This window comes from Rhodanobacter sp. TND4EL1 (assembly GCF_054061035.1).
The window spans coordinates 512,335-532,716 of sequence record NZ_JBSSDT010000002.1 but is presented as its reverse complement, the minus strand read 5'-3'; the positions used below and the strand labels follow the sequence as shown (position 1 = coordinate 532,716).

General features: G+C 64.0%; 16 protein-coding genes. 7 read left to right on the top strand and 9 right to left on the bottom strand.

The window, feature by feature from the left end:
• Positions 1-142 precede the first annotated feature (142 nt).
• The 5 genes from ACVWWQ_RS08995 (at position 143) to ACVWWQ_RS08975 (ending at position 6,768) form a co-directional block, all read left to right on the top strand.
• Positions 143-1,195: a LacI family DNA-binding transcriptional regulator gene (locus ACVWWQ_RS08995; RefSeq protein ID WP_099654585.1), complete on the top strand. Its 1,053-nt coding sequence runs from the start codon at positions 143-145 to the stop codon at positions 1,193-1,195.
• Between the two features lie 97 nt (positions 1,196-1,292).
• Positions 1,293-2,549, top strand: a complete 1,257-nt coding sequence (fucP, locus tag ACVWWQ_RS08990) for an L-fucose:H+ symporter permease (protein ID WP_457383409.1) — start codon at positions 1,293-1,295, stop codon at positions 2,547-2,549.
• A 1-nt stretch (position 2,550) separates the two neighbouring features.
• The gene (locus tag ACVWWQ_RS08985) at positions 2,551-3,531 is read left to right on the top strand and encodes a carbohydrate kinase family protein (protein ID WP_133947968.1); all 981 of its coding nucleotides are present in this window, start codon (positions 2,551-2,553) and stop codon (positions 3,529-3,531) included.
• Entirely contained in the window at positions 3,528-4,769 is a 1,242-nt protein-coding gene (locus ACVWWQ_RS08980) for an AGE family epimerase/isomerase (protein WP_133947970.1), read from the top strand. The genes ACVWWQ_RS08985 and ACVWWQ_RS08980 overlap by 4 nt, the downstream gene beginning before the upstream one ends.
• A gap of 25 nt (positions 4,770-4,794) precedes the next feature.
• Complete coding sequence (locus ACVWWQ_RS08975) at positions 4,795-6,768, top strand: M1 family aminopeptidase (RefSeq protein ID WP_133947972.1); 1,974 nt, start codon at positions 4,795-4,797, stop codon at positions 6,766-6,768.
• A gap of 93 nt (positions 6,769-6,861) precedes the next feature.
• On the opposite strand, the gene ssb is transcribed toward ACVWWQ_RS08975, so the two are convergent.
• From ssb to ACVWWQ_RS08955, 4 genes are all read right to left on the bottom strand, one after another.
• Entirely contained in the window at positions 6,862-7,395 is a 534-nt protein-coding gene (gene ssb / locus ACVWWQ_RS08970) for a single-stranded DNA-binding protein (protein ID WP_133947975.1), read from the bottom strand.
• A gap of 632 nt (positions 7,396-8,027) precedes the next feature.
• Positions 8,028-8,402, bottom strand: a complete 375-nt coding sequence (locus ACVWWQ_RS08965; protein WP_133947976.1) for a DoxX family protein — start codon at positions 8,400-8,402, stop codon at positions 8,028-8,030.
• Between the two features lie 108 nt (positions 8,403-8,510).
• A complete protein-coding gene (locus ACVWWQ_RS08960; protein ID WP_208321576.1) occupies positions 8,511-8,978 on the bottom strand; it encodes a DoxX family protein in 468 nt (155 codons plus the stop codon).
• 214 nt (positions 8,979-9,192) lie between these two features.
• Positions 9,193-10,137 (bottom strand): hypothetical protein, encoded by a 945-nt coding sequence (locus tag ACVWWQ_RS08955; protein WP_133947978.1) that lies wholly within the window; start codon positions 10,135-10,137, stop codon positions 9,193-9,195.
• Positions 10,138-10,398: 261 nt separating this feature from the next.
• Between ACVWWQ_RS08955 and ACVWWQ_RS08950 the strand changes: the two genes are divergently transcribed.
• Together ACVWWQ_RS08950 and ACVWWQ_RS08945 are read left to right on the top strand one after the other, a co-directional pair.
• Positions 10,399-10,917 carry a hypothetical protein gene (locus ACVWWQ_RS08950; RefSeq protein ID WP_133947981.1) on the top strand — a complete coding sequence of 173 codons (519 nt, stop codon included), beginning with the start codon at positions 10,399-10,401 and terminating at the stop codon, positions 10,915-10,917.
• A gap of 140 nt (positions 10,918-11,057) precedes the next feature.
• Positions 11,058-13,262 (top strand): AAA family ATPase, encoded by a 2,205-nt coding sequence (locus tag ACVWWQ_RS08945; RefSeq protein WP_133947983.1) that lies wholly within the window; start codon positions 11,058-11,060, stop codon positions 13,260-13,262.
• 44 nt (positions 13,263-13,306) lie between these two features.
• Here the strand turns inward: ACVWWQ_RS08945 and ACVWWQ_RS08940 are convergent, their stop codons facing one another.
• The 5 genes from ACVWWQ_RS08940 to kdpB all read right to left on the bottom strand — a co-directional run bounded on the left by ACVWWQ_RS08940 (position 13,307) and on the right by kdpB (position 20,378).
• The gene (locus tag ACVWWQ_RS08940) at positions 13,307-14,002 is read right to left on the bottom strand and encodes a response regulator transcription factor (RefSeq protein WP_133947985.1); all 696 of its coding nucleotides are present in this window, start codon (positions 14,000-14,002) and stop codon (positions 13,307-13,309) included.
• Positions 13,999-16,665 carry a sensor histidine kinase gene (locus ACVWWQ_RS08935; RefSeq protein WP_133947987.1) on the bottom strand — a complete coding sequence of 889 codons (2,667 nt, stop codon included), beginning with the start codon at positions 16,663-16,665 and terminating at the stop codon, positions 13,999-14,001. The genes ACVWWQ_RS08940 and ACVWWQ_RS08935 overlap by 4 nt, the downstream gene beginning before the upstream one ends.
• A 42-nt stretch (positions 16,666-16,707) precedes the next feature.
• Positions 16,708-17,292: a potassium-transporting ATPase subunit KdpC gene (kdpC, locus tag ACVWWQ_RS08930; protein ID WP_133947989.1), complete on the bottom strand. Its 585-nt coding sequence runs from the start codon at positions 17,290-17,292 to the stop codon at positions 16,708-16,710.
• Between the two features lie 74 nt (positions 17,293-17,366).
• The gene (locus ACVWWQ_RS08925) at positions 17,367-18,179 is read right to left on the bottom strand and encodes a TorF family putative porin (protein ID WP_133947991.1); all 813 of its coding nucleotides are present in this window, start codon (positions 18,177-18,179) and stop codon (positions 17,367-17,369) included.
• Positions 18,180-18,305: 126 nt separating this feature from the next.
• Positions 18,306-20,378, bottom strand: coding sequence for a potassium-transporting ATPase subunit KdpB (kdpB, locus tag ACVWWQ_RS08920; protein ID WP_133947993.1), 2,073 nt, complete (start codon positions 20,376-20,378; stop codon positions 18,306-18,308).
• Positions 20,379-20,382 lie beyond the last annotated feature (4 nt).

Here is a 20,382-nt window from a genome sequence, read left to right as displayed (position 1 = left end):
TTCTCCAGAAATTTAGATCGTTCCAAATACTGCAAGCTACCATCGAATACTCGGCCACGCATGCTGCGTTGCAGAACTTCGCGAGTTGCCCATTGGGTCGAGGGATCAGGTACATTTGGATCGTTCCAAATCAGGCAGGACCATGGACAGCGCCTCACCCATCCGACGCAAGATCACCCTCGTCGACATCGCCGCCGGCTGCGGTGTCTCCCGTGCCACCGTATCGCTGGTATTGCGCAACAGCCCGCTGGTGAACAAGAACACCCGGGCCCGCGTCGAGGCGGAGCTGCGCAAGCAGGGTTACGTTTACAACCGCGCGGCGGCCAACCTGCGCCGACAGACGTCCTCGAGCATCGCCCTGGTACTCAACGACCTGGCCAATCCGTTCTTTGCGGAATTTGCCGCTGGCGTCGATGAGGTCGTGGGCGAAAGCGGTTTCGTCACCCTGCTCGGTTGCACCAGCGAATCGCCCAAGCGCGAGCAGGCCGTGCTCGAATCGCTGATCGAACACGGCCCGGCGGGCATCATCCTGTCGCCCGCCGAAGGCAGCAACGCCGCGCAGGTGCTGGCTGCCGTCGGTGGACAGATGCCGGTGCTGTTGTTCAACCGTGAACTGGGCGGCGACCTGCCCGAATATGCGCACTGGGACCTGTTGGCGCTGGACAACCGTCGTGGCGCCCAGCTGGCCACGGAACATCTGCTGAGCCAGGGCCATCAGCGCATCGCCTTTTTCGGCGGTCATCGCGAATCCAGTTCATGCCGACAGCGGCACAGCGGCTATGTCGAGGCGATGCAGGCAGCCGGCCTGGCCATCGCCTCGCACTGGGATGTCGAATGCGCGCCGACGCGGCTGGATGCCGCCTCCGCCACCGCCGCCCTGTTCGCCGCCGAACCGTCGCCCACCGCCGTGGTTTGCTACAACGATGCGGTGGCGATGGGGCTGATGCTGGGTCTGAACCAGCGCGGACTGCGCCCGGGCCACGACATCGCGCTGACCGGCTTCGACGATATTGCCGAGGCTGCGCTGTGCATGCCGGCACTGACCACCCTGACTTCCGCACCACGCACGCGCGGCCGCCAGGCTGCCGACATGCTGCTGCAACGCCTGCGCGACCCGGCGGCCGATACCCGGCGCACCATTGCCGCCGTGCAGCTGGTGGTTCGTGCCAGCAGCTGCCCACCCCCTGCCCTCTGACTCCACTTTCAGGAAGACGCCCATGGCTTTTGTCACTCCGCCCGACGCTACCGCGCCCCGCCCCGGCGAGCAGCGCCAGCGCTATACCGACAATCCGATGGCGCTGGGCGTGCTCACCACCATCTTCTTCATGTGGGGCTTCCTGACCTGCCTCAACGACATCCTGATCCCGCACCTGAAGTCGATCTTCCAGCTCAGCTATGCGCAGGCGATCCTGGTGCAATTCACCTTCTTCGGTGCGTACTTCCTGATGGCGATGCCGGCGGGCCGGCTGATCGCCGCGGTCGGCTACAAGAAGGGCATCGTGGCCGGCCTGGCGATTGCAGGCGTCGGCGCGCTCGGTTTCTGGCCTGCCGCCAGCCTGCATCTTTACGCCGCCTTCCTCGGTGCACTGTTCGTGCTGGCCACCGGCATCACCGTGCTGCAGGTGGCGGCCAACCCCTATGTCGCCCTGCTCGGACCGGAGCAGACCAGTTCCAGTCGACTCACCCTGGCGCAGGCGCTGAACTCGCTCGGCACCACGCTGGCGCCGCTGTTCGGCGGGCTGCTGATCCTGTCCAACGTGGTCAAGAACCCCGAACAACTTGCGGCGCTGGAACCGGCTCAACGCGTGCTGTACGACACCCAGCAGGCGCAGGCCGTGCAGTTTCCGTACATCGGCTTGGCGGTGGTGTTGTTCCTGCTCGCCCTGTTCGTCTGGCTGTTTCGCCTGCCTGCCTTGAGCGAGGCCACCGATCAGTCCGATACGGGCCACCACAGCTATGCCGACGTGCTGCGTCATCCGCACGTGCTGTTCGGCGTGCTGGGCATTTTCTTCTACGTGGGCGCCGAGGTATCGATCGGCAGCTTCATGGTCAATTACCTGTCGATGCCCGACATCGGCCACATCAGCGAACAGCAGGCGGCGCATTACGTGTCGTGGTACTGGGGTGGTGCGATGGTCGGCCGCTTCGTCGGCTCGGCGCTGATGGCGAAGTTCTCCCCACGCAAGCTGCTGGCAGCGTTCGCGTCGATCAACACCTTGCTGGTGCTGACCACCATGCTCAGCAAGGGTGACGTGGCGATGTACAGCATCATCGCGATCGGCCTGTTCAACTCGATCATGTTCCCGACCATCTTCGCGCTCGGCATCGAGCGGCTGGGACCGATGACCAGCAAGGCGTCCAGCCTGCTGATCATGGCCATCGTCGGCGGCGCGATCATCCCCTACGTGCAAGGCGTTTTCGCCGACCACATCGGCCTGCAGCACGCGTTCTTCCTGCCACTGCTGTGCTACCTGTACATCGTGTTCTACGGCCTGAGCGGTTCGCGTATCCGCAGCCTCCCCGCCGCTGACACAAAGCGGGGCGCTTGAGATGGCGGTTCACTCCATCCTGTGTTTCGGCGAGGCCCTGATCGACCTGCATGCCGAAGGCGTCGACGAGCATGGCTTTGCGGCTCGCTTCGTGCCATTCGCCGGTGGCGCGCCCGCCAACGTGGCCGTTGCCGCGGCACGGCTTGGTGGCCAAGCACGTTTCGCCGGCATGCTCGGCCGGGATCGCTTCGGTGACTTCCTGCTCGACAGCCTGCAACGTGCCGGCGTCGGCACCGAGGACGTGGTCCGCACCGACGCGGCGAACAGCGCACTGGCGCTGGTCAGCCTGGACGCGGAAGGCGAACGCAGCTTCAGTTTTTATCGCGACCGCTCGGCCGACCTGTTGTTCCGGCCCGCCGACTTCCGCGGCAATGCCTTCAGCGATACCAGCGTCTTCCATGTCTGCTCCAACAGCATGACCGAGCCGGAACTGGCCGCGACCACCCGCGACGGCATGCAGCGCGCGCATGCAGGCGGGGCCTTGGTCAGCTTCGACGTGAACCTGCGCCCCGCCCTGTGGCCGGCCGGTGTGGATGCGCGCCCCCTGCTGTGGCCGGCCCTGCATCTGGCTGATGTGGTGAAGATGTCGGCCGAGGAATTCAGCTACCTGGCGGTCGACGGCGAACCGGCGGCACTGGAGCGGCTATGGCTCGGTCGCACCCGCCTGCTGGTGGTGACCGACGGCGGCGGCCCGATCCGCTGGTTCCATCCCGATGCCGAAGGCGAATTTCCGAGCTACCCGGTCGAAGTGATCGATTCCACCGCGGCCGGCGACGCTTTTGTCGGCGGCCTGCTGTGCCGCCTCGCCGAACTGGAACCCGTCCCCGACCGACTCGACCACCTGGTCACCGAACTCCCGTGCCTGCACGCGATGCTGCGCTTTGCCGCCGCCTGCGGTGCACTGACCGTGACCATGCGTGGTTCATTCTCCGCCATGCCAGGCACCGCCCAGGTGCTGACCTTCATGGAGCAGCACGCATGAACGATCTTCCCCATACGCCCGACACCGACTTCCGCTGCGCCCAGTTCCTGCGCGCGCACATTGCGCGGACCATGGCGTTCTACCACCCGCACGCGATCGATCCCGAAGGCGGCTTCTTCCACTACTTCAAGGACGACGGCACGATCTACGATCGCCGCCATCGGCACCTGGTCAGCAGCACCCGCTTCGTTTTCAACTACGCGATGGCGGCGATCGAGTTCGGCGATGACGCGACACTTCGCGACGCCTATCTGGACGCCACGCGCCACGGCCTGCGCTACCTGCGCGAGGTGCATCGCGATCCGCGCAGCGGCGGCTACGCCTGGACGATCCGCGACGGCCAGCCGGAAGACCGCACCAACCACGCCTACGGCGTTGCCTTCGTGCTGCTCGCCTACGCCAGCGCGCGCAAGGCCGGCATCGACGAAGCCACTGCCTGGATGGACGAAACCTGGCACCTGCTCGAGCAGCACTTCTGGGATGCGGATGCCGGCTTGTACCGCGACGAAGCCGACGCAAACTGGCACTTCAGCGACTACCGCGGCCAGAACGCGAACATGCACATGTGCGAGGCGATGTTGACGGCGTATCAGGCCAGTCGCGAACCGCGCTACCTCGAACGCGCGCTGACCCTTGCCGACCACATGACCCGCAGGCAGGCGGCCCAGGCCGACGGGCTGGTGTGGGAACACTACGACCGCGACTGGAACATCGACTGGGACTACCACCGCGACGATCCGAAGCACCTGTTCCGCCCGTGGGGTTTCCAGCCCGGTCACCAGACCGAATGGGCCAAGCTGCTGCTGATCATGGACCCGCTGCTGCGCGAGCGCGGCATCGTGCAGGACTGGCTGCTGCCGACCGCGCAGCACCTGTTCGATACCGCGCTGGCACGCGCCTGGGACCCCGAGCACGGCGGCATCTGCTACGGCTTCGCACCCGACGGCAGCGTGTGCGACGACGACAAGTATTTCTGGGTGCAGGCCGAATCGCTGGCCGCTGCCGCACTGCTGCACGAACACACCGGACTGGCCGCCTATGACGATTGGTACGTGAACCTGTGGGCCTATGCGTGGCAGCATCTGGTCGATCACCGCCATGGCGCGTGGTACCGCATCCTCACCCGCGACAACCGCAAATACGACGACGACAAGAGCCCGGCCGGCAAGACCGATTACCACACCATGGGCGCCTGCCACGAAGTGCTGGCACTGATCCGCCGCGGCGGCACGCCGTAAACCTCCAACTTCCTCAAGGCATCGCATGAAGCACTTCACGCCACCGCTGGCCGCCGCACTCGCCATGCTGCTGATCGCACCGGCCTTCGCCGCCGACCAGAGTGCTTCGACCTACGATCCGCAGCAGACGTTCGCGCCGTACAGCTATCCGCAACCGGCCAACGCCTACCGTTCGGCCAGCGGCAAGCCCCGCCCGCTGTTCTGGCAGAACCGCGCCGACTACAAGATCACCGCCGCGCTCGATCCGGCCACGCGCCTGCTCAGCGGCAGCGAGGTGATCAGCTACACCAATCACAGTCCCGACGCGCTCGACGTGTTGTGGCTGCAGCTGGACCAGAACCGCTACAAGCGTGACGCCCGCGGCGCGTTCACCAGCGGCAAGTTCCCCACCGAATTCACCGACGGCTACAAGATCGCCTCGATCGAGGTCGAGGACGCCAAAGGCCACAAGACGCCGGTGAAGTGGATCGTCTCCGACACCCGCATGCAGGTGCAGCTGCCCACTCCGCTGAAAGCGAAAGACGGCCAGCTGCGCTTGCACATCACCTGGAGCTTCACCGTCCCGGGCGAGTTCGGTGGACGCATGGACGTCAACGCTAGCAAGAATGGCGAAATCTTCGAGATCGCGCAGTGGTATCCCCGCATGGCCGTGTACGACGACCTGCGCGGATGGGACACCGCGCCGTACCTCAACAGCGAGTTCTACCTGGAATACGGTGATTTCGACTACGCCATCACCGTGCCGTGGGACATGATCGTGGCCGGGTCCGGCGAGCTGATGAACCCGCAGGACGTGCTGACCAAAACCGAACAGCAACGCCTGGAGCAGGCTCGCCACAGCGACAAGACGGTGATGATCCGCAGCGCCGAGGAAGTCACCGAGCCATCCAGCCGACCAAAGCAAAGCGGCACGCAGACCTGGCACTTCCGCATGCACAACACCCGCGACGTGGCGTTCGGCGCGTCGAAGGCTTACGTGTGGGATGCCGCCCGCATCAACCTGCCCGAAGGCAAGACTGCGCTGGCGATGTCGGTGTATCCGGTCGAAAGCGGCGGCGATGGCGCCTGGGGTCGCGCCACCGAATTCCTGAAAGCTTCCACCGAATACTTCTCGAAGCAGTGGTATCCCTACCCGTGGCCGGTGGCGATCAACGAGGCCGGCACCGCCGGCGGCATGGAATATCCCGGCATCACCTTCGATTCCAAGCATGCCAAGGGCAAGAGCCTGCACATGCTGATCGCGCACGAGATCGGGCACATCTGGTTCCCGATGATCGTGGGCAGCAACGAGCGCCGTGACGCGTGGATGGACGAAGGCTTCAACACCTTCATCGACGTCTACGAAGACGACGCCTTCAACCACGGCGAATACGCACCCAAGCGCGACAGCGAATACGCACCCGGCGGCGGCAACCCGGCCGACGAGATCGCCAAGGTGATGCAGGACAAAAGTGCGCCGCCACTGCTGATCGGCGCCGACATGGTGCCGGAGAAATACCGCCACCCGATCACCTACTTCAAGGGTGCGTTCGGCATGGTGCTGCTGCGCGAGCAGATCATCGGGCCGGAACGCTTCGACCCCGCCTTCCGCCGCTACATCGCCACCTGGGCCTACAAGCACCCCAGCCCGTCCGACTTCTTCCGCTTCATGGAAAGCGAAACCGGCGAGGATCTCGGCTGGTTCTGGCGCGGCTGGTACGAGCACAACTGGACGCTCGACCTCGCCGTGCAAAAGGCCGCCTACACCGACGGCGACTACCGCAAGGGCGTCGATGTCACCGTGGCCAATCTCGACCAGCTGGTGATGCCTTCCACCCTGGAAGTGACCTACGCCGACGGCAGCAAGCAGGAGGTGCGCGTGCCGGTGGAAACCTGGCAGCAGCACCGCAGCTACGTGGTCCACGTGGACGGCAGCAAGCCGGTGAGATCCGTCAGCATCGATCCCGCGCACGCGCTGCCGGACATCGACCGCGGCAACAACCGCTACACCATGCCGTGACCATGCAGCGTTGAACGGCGTCCGCTGGCAACAAGAAAGGCGGCAGTCCTGCGACTGCCGCCTTTCTTTTGAAGGTCGAACCAAGGTGATTTTTTAGAACGGAATCTCGTCGTCCGCAAAGCCGTTGTCGGCCGGAGCGGGAGCTGGTGCCTGGCGCGATTCGTTGCCGTAGTTGTCGCCACCGCGCGACTGGCCGCCACCGTAATTGCCGCCACCTTGGCGCTGGCCACCACCGCTCTGCGGCCGCTCGCGCTGGTAGCCACCGCCACCACCACCGCCGCCGCCGCCTTCATTGCTGCCCAGCATCTGCATCTCGCTGGCAATGATGTCGGTGAAATACTTTTCCACGCCGTCCTTGCCGGTGAACTTGTCGGTGCGGATCGAACCTTCGATGTAGACCTGACGACCCTTCTTCAGGTACTCCGCGGCGATCTCGCCCAGGCGACCGAAAATCTTGATCCGGTGCCACTCGGTACGCTCCTGCTTCTCGCCGCTCTGCTTGTCCGTCCAGGATTCGGAAGTGGCCAGGCTGAAGCTGCAGATGCTGGTGCCGCTGCCGGTGCTGCGAAGCTCGGGATCCGAGCCAAGGTTGCCGACCAGAATGACTTTGTTGACGCCACGTGCCATGGGTGTGTCCTCGGTTGAGCCGGCCGCAAATTCTTCGATGGGTTGCGGCCGGAGTGATGAAGCTGGCTGGATATCATAACCGCGCCGGCGACCGATGCCACCTGCGCGAGCCCCGCCGCGGCGTGGGCCGACTCCGACAGGGCTCGTCCGCACCGGAAGCGAGGCCCCGCCACGGTTTTGCCGGCTTCAGGGATGCCCCAACGCAGGCTCGAACGGCGCTGGAACGCCGACCGCCATGAGGCACGGACTTAGCCCACGCAAAGGGTCCGGGGCAGCATGGCACCTGCTCAACGCCCGTTCGCCCTGAGCGTAGAACGAAGGTCGAAGTCGAAGGGCCGTCGGTGAAGGTTTGTCCGTCCCAGGCGGCGCTTCGACTTCGCCCGCAGCGCGGGCTACGCTCAGCGCGAACGGTGGGAAGCCGGATTGCCCCCAAACAAGTGCCATGCGATCCGGGGCATCATTCAGCCGACGGTCGCACCTCGCCTACCCCACAGGCATCCATCAGCCAAATCTGGGTGCCATGCCCTCCACGCCGCTGCCCCAGCGCTACTGAACGGGCAGTACCGGATTCCCCGAGCCAGCGTGCGGCGATGCTGGGCGGATGGTCTGCGCCATCACGTCCTCGATGCCCATCAGTCCGCGCGCCGACGGGTGGCGTGCCAGATCCATGCAATCAGCAGGATCTGCAACGGCAAACGCATCCACAGCAGCGTCAACCACCCGCCGGACGCATGCGCAGCCTGCGCATTCAGAAGCATCTGCACATTCGCCGGCAGCACCGCCACACACAACGCGATCAACCCGTACCCCGCCCAACGACGCGTGGCATGCCACAGCACGCCAAGGCCACCAGCGACCTCGCACAGGCCACTGATGACGACGAGCGCCCTATGCCAAGGCAGCCATGCCGGCATGATCGCCATGTAGTTCGCGATGAACAGGAAGTGCAACATACCCGCGACGACGAAGAACAGCGCGAGCAGCCAGCGGGGAAGCGATCGTTGCATGGGTGGCTGCCGTGGACGAGTCATCGTGGCATTGGAGCAGATCGTGAACACTTGAGGGCACTGAAGAATGAGGTCGGCAGCTCTCACTTGCCAGTAGGGCTGTTGTCGTCACCGCCGCAGCCGGGCAAAGTCCGAATGTCTGATTTCGACCCTAAGCGAACGTCTGGAAGTGCACTCTGACCCGGGTTTCGACCCGGGTTTCTGCTTAAGCGAACGTCTGGAAGTGCACTCTGACCCGGGTTTCTGCAGGATCTGCAACGGCAAACGCATCCACAGCAGCGTCAACCACCAGCCGGACGCATGCGCAGCCTGCGCATTCAACAGCATCTGCACATTCGCCGGCAGCACCGCCACACACAAGGCGATCAACCCGTACCCCGCCCAACGACGCGTGACATGCCACAGCACCCCAAGCCCACCGGCCACCTCAAACAAGCCGCTGATGACGACAAGCGCCCGATGCCAGGGCAACCATGTCGGCATGATCGCCATGTAGTTCGCGATGAACAGGAAGTGCAACATACCCGCGACGACGAAGAATAGCGCGAGCAGCCAACGGGGAAGCGATCGTTGCATGGGTGGCTGCCGTGGGCGAGTCGTCGTGGCATTGGAGCAGATCGCGAACACTTGAGGGCGTTACCAAGAGTGGAGTCGCCAGCCCCCACTAGTCAGTAGCGGTGGCTGTCGTCACCACTACTGTTGGGCGAGTTATGGATGTCCGATTTCGACCCGTAGCGGACATTCTAGACATTGCTCTTTGTGCCCGAAGCTGCGCCCGCCAGGTGCGACGTCACTCGCCAGTAGACGACTTGTCCTCAAACACGTCCTTCGTTGCCTTCGCGGTATTTTCGATCATGTTGGCGGCTTTAGTAGCCATGTCCTCTTGTAAAGACCGATAGGCCCCAGCGTCGAACGCAAAATCCAATTCTTCGCGCATCTGTGAAAGTGCTTCTACGCGCAAAGGTATAACCTCGCGGGAGAAGACTGTGCTCATCTCTGCCAGCTTCAGAACGGCAGCCATGATCTGGTCATGGCTGGCTTTGTCCTTGTCAATCAATTCTTGTCGTCTCTGCTGCGATTGGTTAAATTGATTTTGCACGCGCTGGAATCGCTGGTATCCAGCTTGATCGTGTGGACCTTCTACGTTTAGCCGGCGCTGCTCGGCCAAGCACCATTCAATGTCTGCCTGCAACTGCTGGTGCAGTGGCACATTGATCTGGATGTCCATGGTGGGTTTTTCGGCTTTCATCCGCTCATTGAGGAATTCACCAAACTTGCCGCCTCCAAAGTTCTTTAGATTTGCGAGGGCGCGCAGGAGGTCATTTCCGGCGACCACTTCAGCTTTGGAAAGCCGCTTAATGACGCTGTCAAAGCGATTCATGATTTCGGTGAGCTGCAGTTGCATGTTCCCGAACGAACCGAAAAGTGCGGCCCCGTCATGGAGCGCGTCTGCCACGTCAAGGTAGAGCTTGCGCTTGGCGTCGAACCTCCGCTTTTTGGCATCGAAAATCCACTTCACCACCAGCGTCACTATCACGCCAAAAAACGCTAAGCCGGCTGGCCCCCACCCACCCAAGAAATCGGGTGCAGCCCCAGCAGGTGCGGCTTTGGCGGCCTGCATGACGTAGCTGACACCCGAGTCAGCCGGATGCGCGGGCACAGGTGCCGCGCTTGCCACTGGCGTGGGTTGCTTCGTCTGTTGCGGCACCGAAGCGCCAGGTTTGTATTCCTGCATGACTCCCTTCCCCTATCGTGCGTGCCGGTCGATCATAACGACGTTGGTCGGAGTGAGCAGCAAAGAGAACCCCGCCACATCGCTGTGCCGGGAACGGGTTGATGCAAGGGATACGTTCCTCGGGGGCAAGGTCAGCTTGCTGGAACTGTCCGTTTGCGACCCATTGCGGACATCGCATAATCTTCAAGAAGTTCAGGGGCGATCGCCGGTGCGCCTCGCCATGACGCGAATAGGTTCTGTCCACAGCTAACAGGAGGCGTAATGGCTAAGCTGGTCGACCTAACTGGAAAGTGGGCTGAGGCTATAGGACAGGCATTCGTTGCGTTTGGATCTTTCGAACACGTCACCGTGGCCTGTCTGGAACAAATTCCGCTGGACTCAATTGTGCGATCAACCGCTAAGCTCGGGCTTGCGCACCGAATTGAGCTGATCACCGAGATTCTAAGCGCTTACCGAGGCGAAATATTTGTCGAGCTCGCGACCAAACTCGAAGAGGCGAGAATCATGACCTCGACTCGAAATCTCATCGCGCATAACCCGTTGGTTATGAATATCTATCAGCGCGCCGACGGAACCATATTCCATAAAGAAGTCATCAATGCGCTCCATAAGGAAAGACAAATCACTCTGAGTGAGCTGCAAGACTTTGCTGGGCGGGCGGAAAGGCTAGCGTCTGATCTATATGGTGCGGCCGGAAAAGTCTTCGTCGCATTGTCCGAGGCGCGTGGAAAGCCTCAGCTAAAGAGACCCAACTCCAAGAAGTCGAAGACTCCGAAATAGGCTGCCGGGAGAGCGATAGGATGTCCGCTTCCGACCCAAAGCGGTCGGTGCTGGGATCGGTGGCAGCGACGACAAAACGCACTGCGGTAGATTGTCGGCAAGGTAGGCGCTCATGAAGAGCCATGCTTTCAGGGGGAAGTATGTTTCGACGAATTGAATCCATTTCTCAATCGGCAGTTTGGGACGGCTATGACGGACGAACGAGCCCAGCACCTGACTTCGCTCGATACAACTTGATCTATGGCTGGAATGCTTCCGGCAAGACAACCCTTTCCCGTGTCTTCGGGCTATTGAACAAGACCTCCACAAATCGGCTGCCGACCGGCGCATTTGTACGAGTCAGCGTTGGGCAGGATGTATTGGATAGCCGGAAAGAGAAGGATCGGGGGCGGGTCCCCGTCTGCATCTTCAACCGGGACTTCATTGACGCAAACCTGCAGCGGGACGACTACACGCAAGCGCCTGCCTTGTTCATCGTGGGCGAAGACAACATTCGGCTGAGTAACCGCATCGCGTCGTTGACCCGACGGCGGGAACGTGTGTTGGCGATGTATCGCTCGGTCCAAAAGAAGCAGGGCGAGACCAGTGCCGCCAAGGAGAAAGCGGCAACCGACCTAGCCAGAGAGTGCGGAACGATGCTGGGTGTCCGCGACTTTAGGGCACCAAACCTGAAAGGAATCCAGCAAAGCCTGAACGCGCTGGATGACCATCTTCTCGACGCCTCCACTTTGCAAGTATTGGTCAACCAGGCGCGCGACCAGAGTGACTTCGCTCCCATTCGCAACCTGCCAGTGGTGATCCCTCCGCTCCCGTCTAGGGTAGATGACGTCGCTGGGTTGTTGCGGGAGACACCCAGGCAGAACACGATCAAGCGCTTGGCTGACGACCCCGCACTGAGCGATTGGGTGCGTACCGGCCTGCGATTTCATGAGCACAGTACGACCTGCGCCTTCTGTGGAAACGATGCGGCGCAAGCGCTGGAAGCTTACGCTAACCATTTCTCCGACGAATATCGCCGGCAGCACGCTGCCATCACGGCGGCAATCGGACAGTTGGAACAGCCTAGGCAGGCACACACGTTCCCTCATGAAAAGGAGTGGGTTCCCGATGTTCGGGCCAAGGTCCAGGCAGCACTGAGTCGGCTCTCGGCTTGGGAAGCTCGGGAAAGCGAGATTCGTGCGATTTGGGCTGGCCTGCTGAGGAAGAAGCTTGCCAATATGGAGACGGCATTCACCGTGGGGGCAGTTGAAGATCAAGCTCCCGAGTTGACGGTCATCCTTGCGGAGCTTCATCAGGCAAAGGACGACCACAACCGCGCGTGTGACGAACTTGCTTCCAGGCGTCGGAGCGCAGCCGAGAAAGTGAAGGAGCACTTCGCAGCCCGGTTTGTGCTCGACCCCGGAGCGGCGGAAGCGATCGCCTTCTTGAGCCAAGTTGAAGCGGATCTGGAGCGAATCAAGACCGTCGGGCAGAAGATCGCGGCGCAAGCGGTGACGGCCAATACCGAGCTACAGCGTAGTTCGGTGGCCACAAGCCAAATCAACGGACTACTGAAACGGTTGCTTGGACCGAGCATCTCCGTCGAGCAGGCTCAGGACAATCGGATCCAATTCATCCGCGAAGGTCAGCCGGCCACCAATATGAGTGATGGTGAGCGGACGGCGATCTCACTGGCATACTTCCTGGTTAGCTTGAGACAGAACGATCAGCGGCTTGAGGATCTGGTCGTCTTCGTGGATGACCCGATCTGCAGCCTGGACGCCAACCACATCTATGACGTGGCCTACCTGCTCATCACGAGCCTAAAGACGTGTCGGCAGCTCTTCATTTCGACGCACAACTCGGAGTTTTTCAACACGATCAAGCAGGACTGGGCTGGCCGCGGAGGTAATTTCAAGCCGCAGCATGTGGCATATCTCATCTACCGGCAGGGGGGAGGTGCCAGCCAGCTTCTCGTGCTGCCGGATCACCTGGCGAAGTTCCGTTCCGACTATCACCACGTCTTCTATTGCCTACGCCAGTTCCAAGCGAGCACTAGCCTGGAGGTTGATGCTTACCTGAGTTGTCCGAACTTGCTCAGACGGTTCTTGGAGATGTATCTCGGCTTCCGGCGGCCCACACCCAAGGGCTACCTGACCAAGCTTGATGTGTTGTTCGACGACGAAGTGGAGCGAGGCGCGGTCGCAAGGTATGTGGACGAGGGGTCGCATAGTGCATCAACGCTCCGCCTACTGGAGTTCTCCGACTTCCCCGCAATGTCGCGAGGGATGGTAGAGCGCGTCATGCAGGCATTGGAGCGCGTGGACCCTGATCATTATTCAGTGTTGGTGGCGGAAACCACCTAGGGATCTAGGTCCGCTTTTGGCCGACACCAGCCACCCTCAAACCCTCAACCGCCCCCAAGAAACCGATACCCCACCCCCGGCTCCGTCTTCAACCAGCGTGGTGACACCGGATCGTCGCCGAGTTTCTGGCGCAGTTTGCCGAGCACGATGCGCAGGTAGTGGGTGTCTTGCACATGGGTGGGGCCCCACACTTCGCGCAGCACCTGCTGCTGGGTGACTACGCGGCCGCTGTGGCGCAGCAGCAGTTCCAGCACGGCGTATTCCTTGCGGGTCAGCGCGACGGGGGTGCCGTCCAGACTCACTTCCCGGCGGGCGAGGTCGATGGCGAGGTGGCCGTCGTCGTAGCGCGGCGGCAGTTCGGGTTCGCCGGCGCGATTGCGCAGCAGCGCGCGCAGGCGCGCCATCAATTCCTGGATGCCGAACGGCTTGGTCACGTAGTCGTTGGCGCCATGATCGAGCGCGCGCACTTTTTCGCTTTCGGCATCGCGCACGGACAGCATCAGCACGGATACCTGGCTCCACTGGCGCAGTTCGGCGAGCACGTCGTGGCCTTCGCGATCGGGCAGGCCGATGTCGAGGATCACCAGGTCCGGCGATTGCGTGGCTGCCAACGCCAGGCCGTCGGCCGCGTTGGCGGCAAGCAGCACTTCGTAGCCTTCGGCGCGCAGGCCGATGTCGAGGAAGCGGCGGATCTGCGCTTCGTCGTCGATCACCAGGATGCGCGGTGCGGCTGAGGTCATGAGTCCGTTTCGGGTGGCGCCGGCAACGGCAGGCTGATGCGGATGGTGGTGCCGATGCCGTCGCCGGGCAAGGCCTCCACGCTGCCGCCATGGGCCCCGATCATGCCACGGCAGATCGCCAGGCCGAGGCCGGTGCCCTGGCTGGCGCGATCGCCGCGCGACACGGAGTAGAACATGTCGAAGATGCGCGCACGCTCGTCGTCCGGAATGCCCGGGCCGCGATCGCTGACGTCGATCAGCAAGTGTTCGCCGTGCACCTGCACCATGACACGCACCGGCTGGCCCGGCGGCGAGAAGCGCGCGGCGTTTTCGAGAATATTGAACAAGGCCTGCTCGATCAGCGCGGGGTGCACGTAGAGCAGCACGGTATCCGGCGGTGCCATCGTTTCCACATGCAGGTCCGGAAACAGCTTGCGCAGGCGGGTGACGGCGGCCGCCACGATCTCGGCGCTGTCGGTCCAGTCGCGGTTGAGTTTCAGTGTGCCGTGGCCGAGCCGCGTCATGTCGAGCAGGTTCTGGATGTAGCGATCGAGCCGCTGACCCTCGCCGAGGATCGCCTGCAGAAGTTCGCGTCGCTCCTCCGGCGGCAGCTTTTCCTCGTAACTGACCAGGGTGCCGGCCGCGCCGATCATCGAGGCCAGCGGCGAGCGCAGGTCGTGCGAGACGGAGGACAGCAGCGCGCTGCGCAGGCGCTCGGTTTCGCCCTGCACGCGCGCGCCTTCCAGTTCATCGGACAATCGGGCGCGCTCCAGCGCCTGGCTGATGTCCTGCGACATCGCCAGCGCCAGACTGCGTTGGTCGGGATCAGGCTCGCCCTGCGCCGGATCGAAGCGCAGTGCCACCGCACCCAGCGGACGGCCCTCGCTGCCCAGCGGCAGCACCCAGCATGGCGCACCGTTCAAGGTGTCGGTATAGCGGCCGGCCTGTTCGCCATGCCGGTCGCTCCAGTCGGCGGCGGCCAGGTCCTGTGCGGACAGCGCGCGCCCCGGCGGCACGCTTGCCGCCACGCGCAAAACCTGCGCTGCATCGCGGGCCAGGATCGCCGCATCGCAGCGCAGCGCATGCGCGAGTGCCTTGCTGCCAGCATCACGGATGCCGCCGGCGTCCGTGCTGCTGGTCAGCTGCTGGCCGAGCGTGAGCAACGCACGCGCCTGCACGTGCGCGCCACGCAGGGATTCCACCTGGCTGGCCAGCCGCGTGGCCAGGCGGCTGCAGACCAGCGCCGCGAGCAGGAACAAGGCCACCGCCAGCACGTCGTCGAGGCTGGCGATGGCCAGCGTGTAGCGTGGTGGCGCAAAGAAGAAGTTGTACCCGAGGAAGCACAGCACGGCCGTATAGACGGCCACCGTCATGCGCGTGCGCGCGGCCACCATCAGCACCGCGGTGAGGAAGATCAGCGACAGATTGGCCACGGACAGGTAGCGATCGGCGATGAACGCCAGGCCGAACGCCACCAGGGTGGCGAGCGTGGCATACAGGTATTCGCCGCGTGCGCGTCCGGTCACGGGCAAACGCCGCCGCCGACGCGCTTTCGCCCGCTCGCCCGGGGTGGCGATGATGGTCAGCTCCATGTGCGCGCCACGGCGCAGCAGCAGCTGGGTCAGCGAGCGGCCCAGCATGCGCGCCACGATGCGCTCGCGGGTACGGCCGATGATGATCTGGCCGACGCCTTCGCGATCGGCGTGCGCCAGCAGCTCGTCGGCGATGGCGTGGCCGCGCAGGATGAACGCCTCGCCGCCGAGTCGGCGCGCCAGCCGCATCGCCGCATCCAGCTGTTCGCGACGGGCAGGATCGAGCCGGCTGCCGGTATCGACGAAGGCCACGCTCCAGGGCGCGCCGCGACGCTCGGCGATGCGCCGGGCCACCCGCACCAGGTATTCGCTTTGGCCATGACCGTCGATCGCCGCAAGCACCCGGCGACGCACCGGCATCGCGCTGCCGCGCGCCAGCATGTGCTCGCGCAGGTCGCTGTCGACATGGTCGGCAATGGTGCCCAGCGCCAGCTCGCGCAACGCGGCCAGGTTGGTCGGCGAGAAGAACGCGTCCAGCGCCGCGGCCGCCGTTTCCGGCACGTAGACCTTGCCCTGCTTCAGCCGACCGATCAGCTCGCGCGGGGGCAGATCGATCAGCACGATGTCACGTGCCCGATCGAGGAATGCATCGGGGACGGTTTCGCGCACAGTGATGCCGGTGATCCGGCGCACCTGGTCGTTGAGGCTTTCCAGGTGCTGCACGTTGAGCGCGCTGTAGACCTCGATGCCCGCATCGAGCAGCTCGGCGATGTCCTGCCAGCGCCGCTGGTGACGACCGCCCGGCAGATTGCCGTGCGCCAGTTCGTCGACCAGCAGCACCGCCGGTTTGCGCGCCAGCGCGGCGTCCAGGTCGAACTCGCTGAACTGGCGGTCGCGATACGTCACCGGGCGACGCGGCAGGACCTCCATCCCTTCGAGCAGCGCGGCGGTGTCGGCGCGGCCATGCGTTTCGACCAGGCCGATCACCACATCCACGCCCTGCCGCTTCAGCTCCCGCGCCGCGGACAACATCGCATAGGTCTTGCCCACGCCGGGAGCGGCGCCGAGGAAAACCTTCAGCCGCTGGTTGCGTTCATCGTGCGCGGTGCTGAGCAGGGCATCGGCACGGGCTTCGCGGGTGGGGTCGCTCATGGGAACAGGTGCTGCCGTTGGAATGCCGCTACGTTAACCGGATTACCCGCCATGCGTCGGGGCAGCGTCCAGGGCGAGATTGAGCTCCAGCACGTTGACCCGCGGTTCGCCCAGCAGGCCGAACTGGCGACCGTCAGTGTATTGGTTCACCAGCGCCTGCACCTGCGTTGCCGCCATGCCACGCGCCCTTGCCACGCGGGCCAGCTGGTACTGCGCCGCAGCGGGGCTGATCTGCGGATCGAGTCCGCTGGCCGAAGTCGTCACCAGATCCACCGGCACCGGTGCCAGGTTGCCCGGATCGGCCGCGCGCAGCGCGACGATGCGTTGCCTCACCGCGTCGGTGAGCGCCGGATTGGTCGGCCCCAGGTTGGAACCGGACGAGGACGCGGCGTTGTAGGCATTCGGGCTGGTGGCCGACGGCCGGCCCCAGAAGTACTTCGCCTCGGTGAATGACTGACCGATCAAGGCCGAGCCGATCGGCTTGCCGTCCCTGACGATCAGGCTGCCGTTGGCCTGGCTCGGAAAGATCAGCTGGGCCAGTCCGGTGGCGGCCAGCGGATACAGCAACCCGGTGATGACGGTCATCAACAGCAACAGGGACAATGATTGACGCAGTAGTTTGCTCATGGCGGTCTCGGTATCGGTGAATGCCACGGCCGCGATGGCCGGCCGTGACTGTTGCGATCAGGGGGAGCGGCGTTTCAGAAGACTCCCTGCAGCATCAGGAATCCCCGCGCGCCGCCGACGTTGCGGGTGTCGCCGGCATCGAGAAAGCTGGCGCTGCGGCGATAGAAGTCCGGATGCGTCGCATAAGTCATCCCCCCGCTCAGCGACCAATGGCGCGCCAGCCGATACTGCAATGTCGCGTCGAAATCGCTGTAATCGGGACTGCGCGCGCCGTTGGCCAACGGCGCAACCAGGGTGGTGGTGTAGTGCGTATGTCCGGCATGCAGGGTCAGGCTCCACAGCTCGCTCAGCGGTATCGCGGCATCCAGCTGAAGGTAGCCCGTGCCCTTCGAGTCACCGCGATAGCCCTGCTCCGTATCGACGCCGAAATAGTCGGTGAGCGCGCGGTGGTAGGTCAGCGTGAACTGCTTCCAGCTCAGCGCGACGTTGGCCTCGGCGGTGTTCAACGAGCGCGCAGGCAGGCCGGCGTGGTCGAGGTTGGCACCGGGATAGACATAGCCGTAAAGGCCGGCACGCCACGACCAGTCGCTGCTGATGGCGCGGCCGTAATTTGCATACAGGTCCAGCTCCATCGCGCCGCCGGGGTAGCTGCGCCCGCTGACGCTGGAAGCCCAGACACCGGCGGCGAAACCGGCGGGATTGGCGTAATCGGCGCCGCCTTGTATCGCCGGGCCGCCCCAGCTCTGGGTCAGTCCGCGGAACACGTAGTCGGAAGTCACCGCGACGTTGCCGGTGACCGCATCGGCGCGCGCGTCATCGGCATGGGCGACGGCGATGCAGCCGATGGCGAGGGATGCTGCCGTGGCAGCGAGGGAACGCAATTTCATGGGGCAAGACTCCGCTGTCGCCAGAATGGTGCGGCGACGCTTTCCAGGAGGGACCGGGGCCGGCCAGGCATCGCGCCGGAACGACGGCCCATGGGATGAGGAGGATGAGATGACGGTCATGATGGGTCAGGCCAGTCCGCACAGGACCAGCGACATGTCGATCAGCTTGATGCCCAGGAACGGCACCACCATGCCGCCCAGGCCATAGACCAGCAGGTTTCGACGCAGCAGCGCGGCGGCGCCGAGTGCGCGATATTTCACGCCCTTCAGTGCCAGCGGAATCAGCGCCACGATGATCAGCGCGTTGAAGATCACCGCCGACAGGATCGCGCTCTGCGGCGTCGCCAGGTGCATCACGTTGAGCGCGTTGAGCGCCGGATAGGTGGTCGCGAACGCGGCCGGGATGATCGCGAAATACTTCGCGATGTCGTTGGAAATCGAGAACGTGGTCAGCGAGCCGCGGGTGATCAGCAACTGCTTGCCGATCGCCACCACCTCGATCAGCTTGGTCGGGTTGGAATCCAGGTCGACCATGTTGCCGGCCTCTTTCGCGGCCTGCGTGCCGGTGTTCATCGCCACCGCGACATCGGCCTGGGCCAGCGCCGGCGCATCGTTGGTGCCGTCGCCGCACATCGCCACCAGGCGGTTTTCGGACTGGATGTCGCGGATCAGCTGGAGCTTCGCTTCCGGCGTGGCTTCGGCGAGGAAGTCATCGACGCCCGCTTCGGCGGCGATGGCAGCGGCGGTGAGCGGGTTGTCGCCGGTGATCATGATGGTCTTGATGCCCATCCTGCGCATCTCGGCGAAGCGCTCCTTGATGCCGTCCTTGACGATGTCCTTCAACTCGATCACGCCGAGCGCGATCGCGCCTTCGGTGACGATCAGCGGCGTGGCGCCGCGGCGGGCGATGTCCTCGGCCATGCGCTTGAGCAACGGCGGCAGATGACCTTGCCGGGCCGCCAGGTACTTTTCCACCGCATCCAGCGCGCCCTTGCGGACATGCCGATCGCCGAGATCCACCCCGCTCATCCGCGTCTGCGCGGTGAACGGCACGAACTGCGCCTCGCCCGGGGCCAGTTCACGCTCCTTCAAGCCGTACTTTTCCCTGGCCAGCACGATCACGCTGCGACCTTCGGGCGTTTCGTCGGCCAGTGAAGCCAGTTGCGCGGCCTCGGCCAGCACCCGTTCGTCCACGCCCGGCGCCGGCTGAAACGCCACCGCCTGGCGGTTGCCCAGCGTGATGGTGCCGGTCTTGTCCAGCAGCAGCACATCGACGTCGCCGGCGGCCTCGACCGCGCGGCCGGAGGTGGCGATCACGTTGGCCCGAATCATCCGGTCCATGCCGGCAATGCCGATCGCCGACAGCAGTGCACCGATGGTGGTGGGGATCAGGCACACCAGCAAGGCGATCAGCACGGTGAGCGTGATCGGATTGCCGCTGCCCGCCGCCTGCACGCTGTAGATCGAATACGGCAGCAACGTGGCGCAAGCGAGCAGGAAGATCAGCGAGAACTTCGCCAGCAGGATGGTCAGCGCGATTTCATTGGGCGTCTTGCGGCGCTTGGAGCCTTCCACCATCGCGATCATGCGATCGAGGAAGCTCTCCCCCGGATTGCTGGTGATGCGTACCACCAGCCAGTCCGAAAGCACGCGGGTGCCACCGGTGACCGCGCTGCGATCGCCGCCGGATTCACGGATCACCGGTGCGGATTCGCCGGTGATCGCGCTCTCGTCGACGCTGGCCGCGCCAGCCACCACTTCACCATCGCCCGGCATGGCGTCGCCCGCCTCCACCAGTACATGGTGGCCGGTCCGCAGTTCGCTGGACGGCGTGAAGGTGATCGCCGCCAGACGGTCGGCCGACGCGAGCTTCTTCGCCAGCACGTCCTTGCGTGAACTGCGCAAGGTATCGGCCTGCGCCTTGCCGCGCCCTTCGGCCAATGCCTCGGCGAAATTCGCGAACAGCAGGGTGAACCACAGCCACAGGCTGACCCAGAAGATGAAGCCGGTGGGTTCGTCGCCATGACCGGTGAGCGCCTGCAGCCACAGCAAGCTGGTCAGCACGCTGCAGACAAACACCACGAACATCACCGGGTTGCGGAACTGCATCCGCGGCGACAGTTTGCGGAACGCATCGGCCATGGCCGCGAGCACCAGCGTGCGATCGAAACCGCGCGCGGCTTGGGAGTGTGAAGTCATCGGA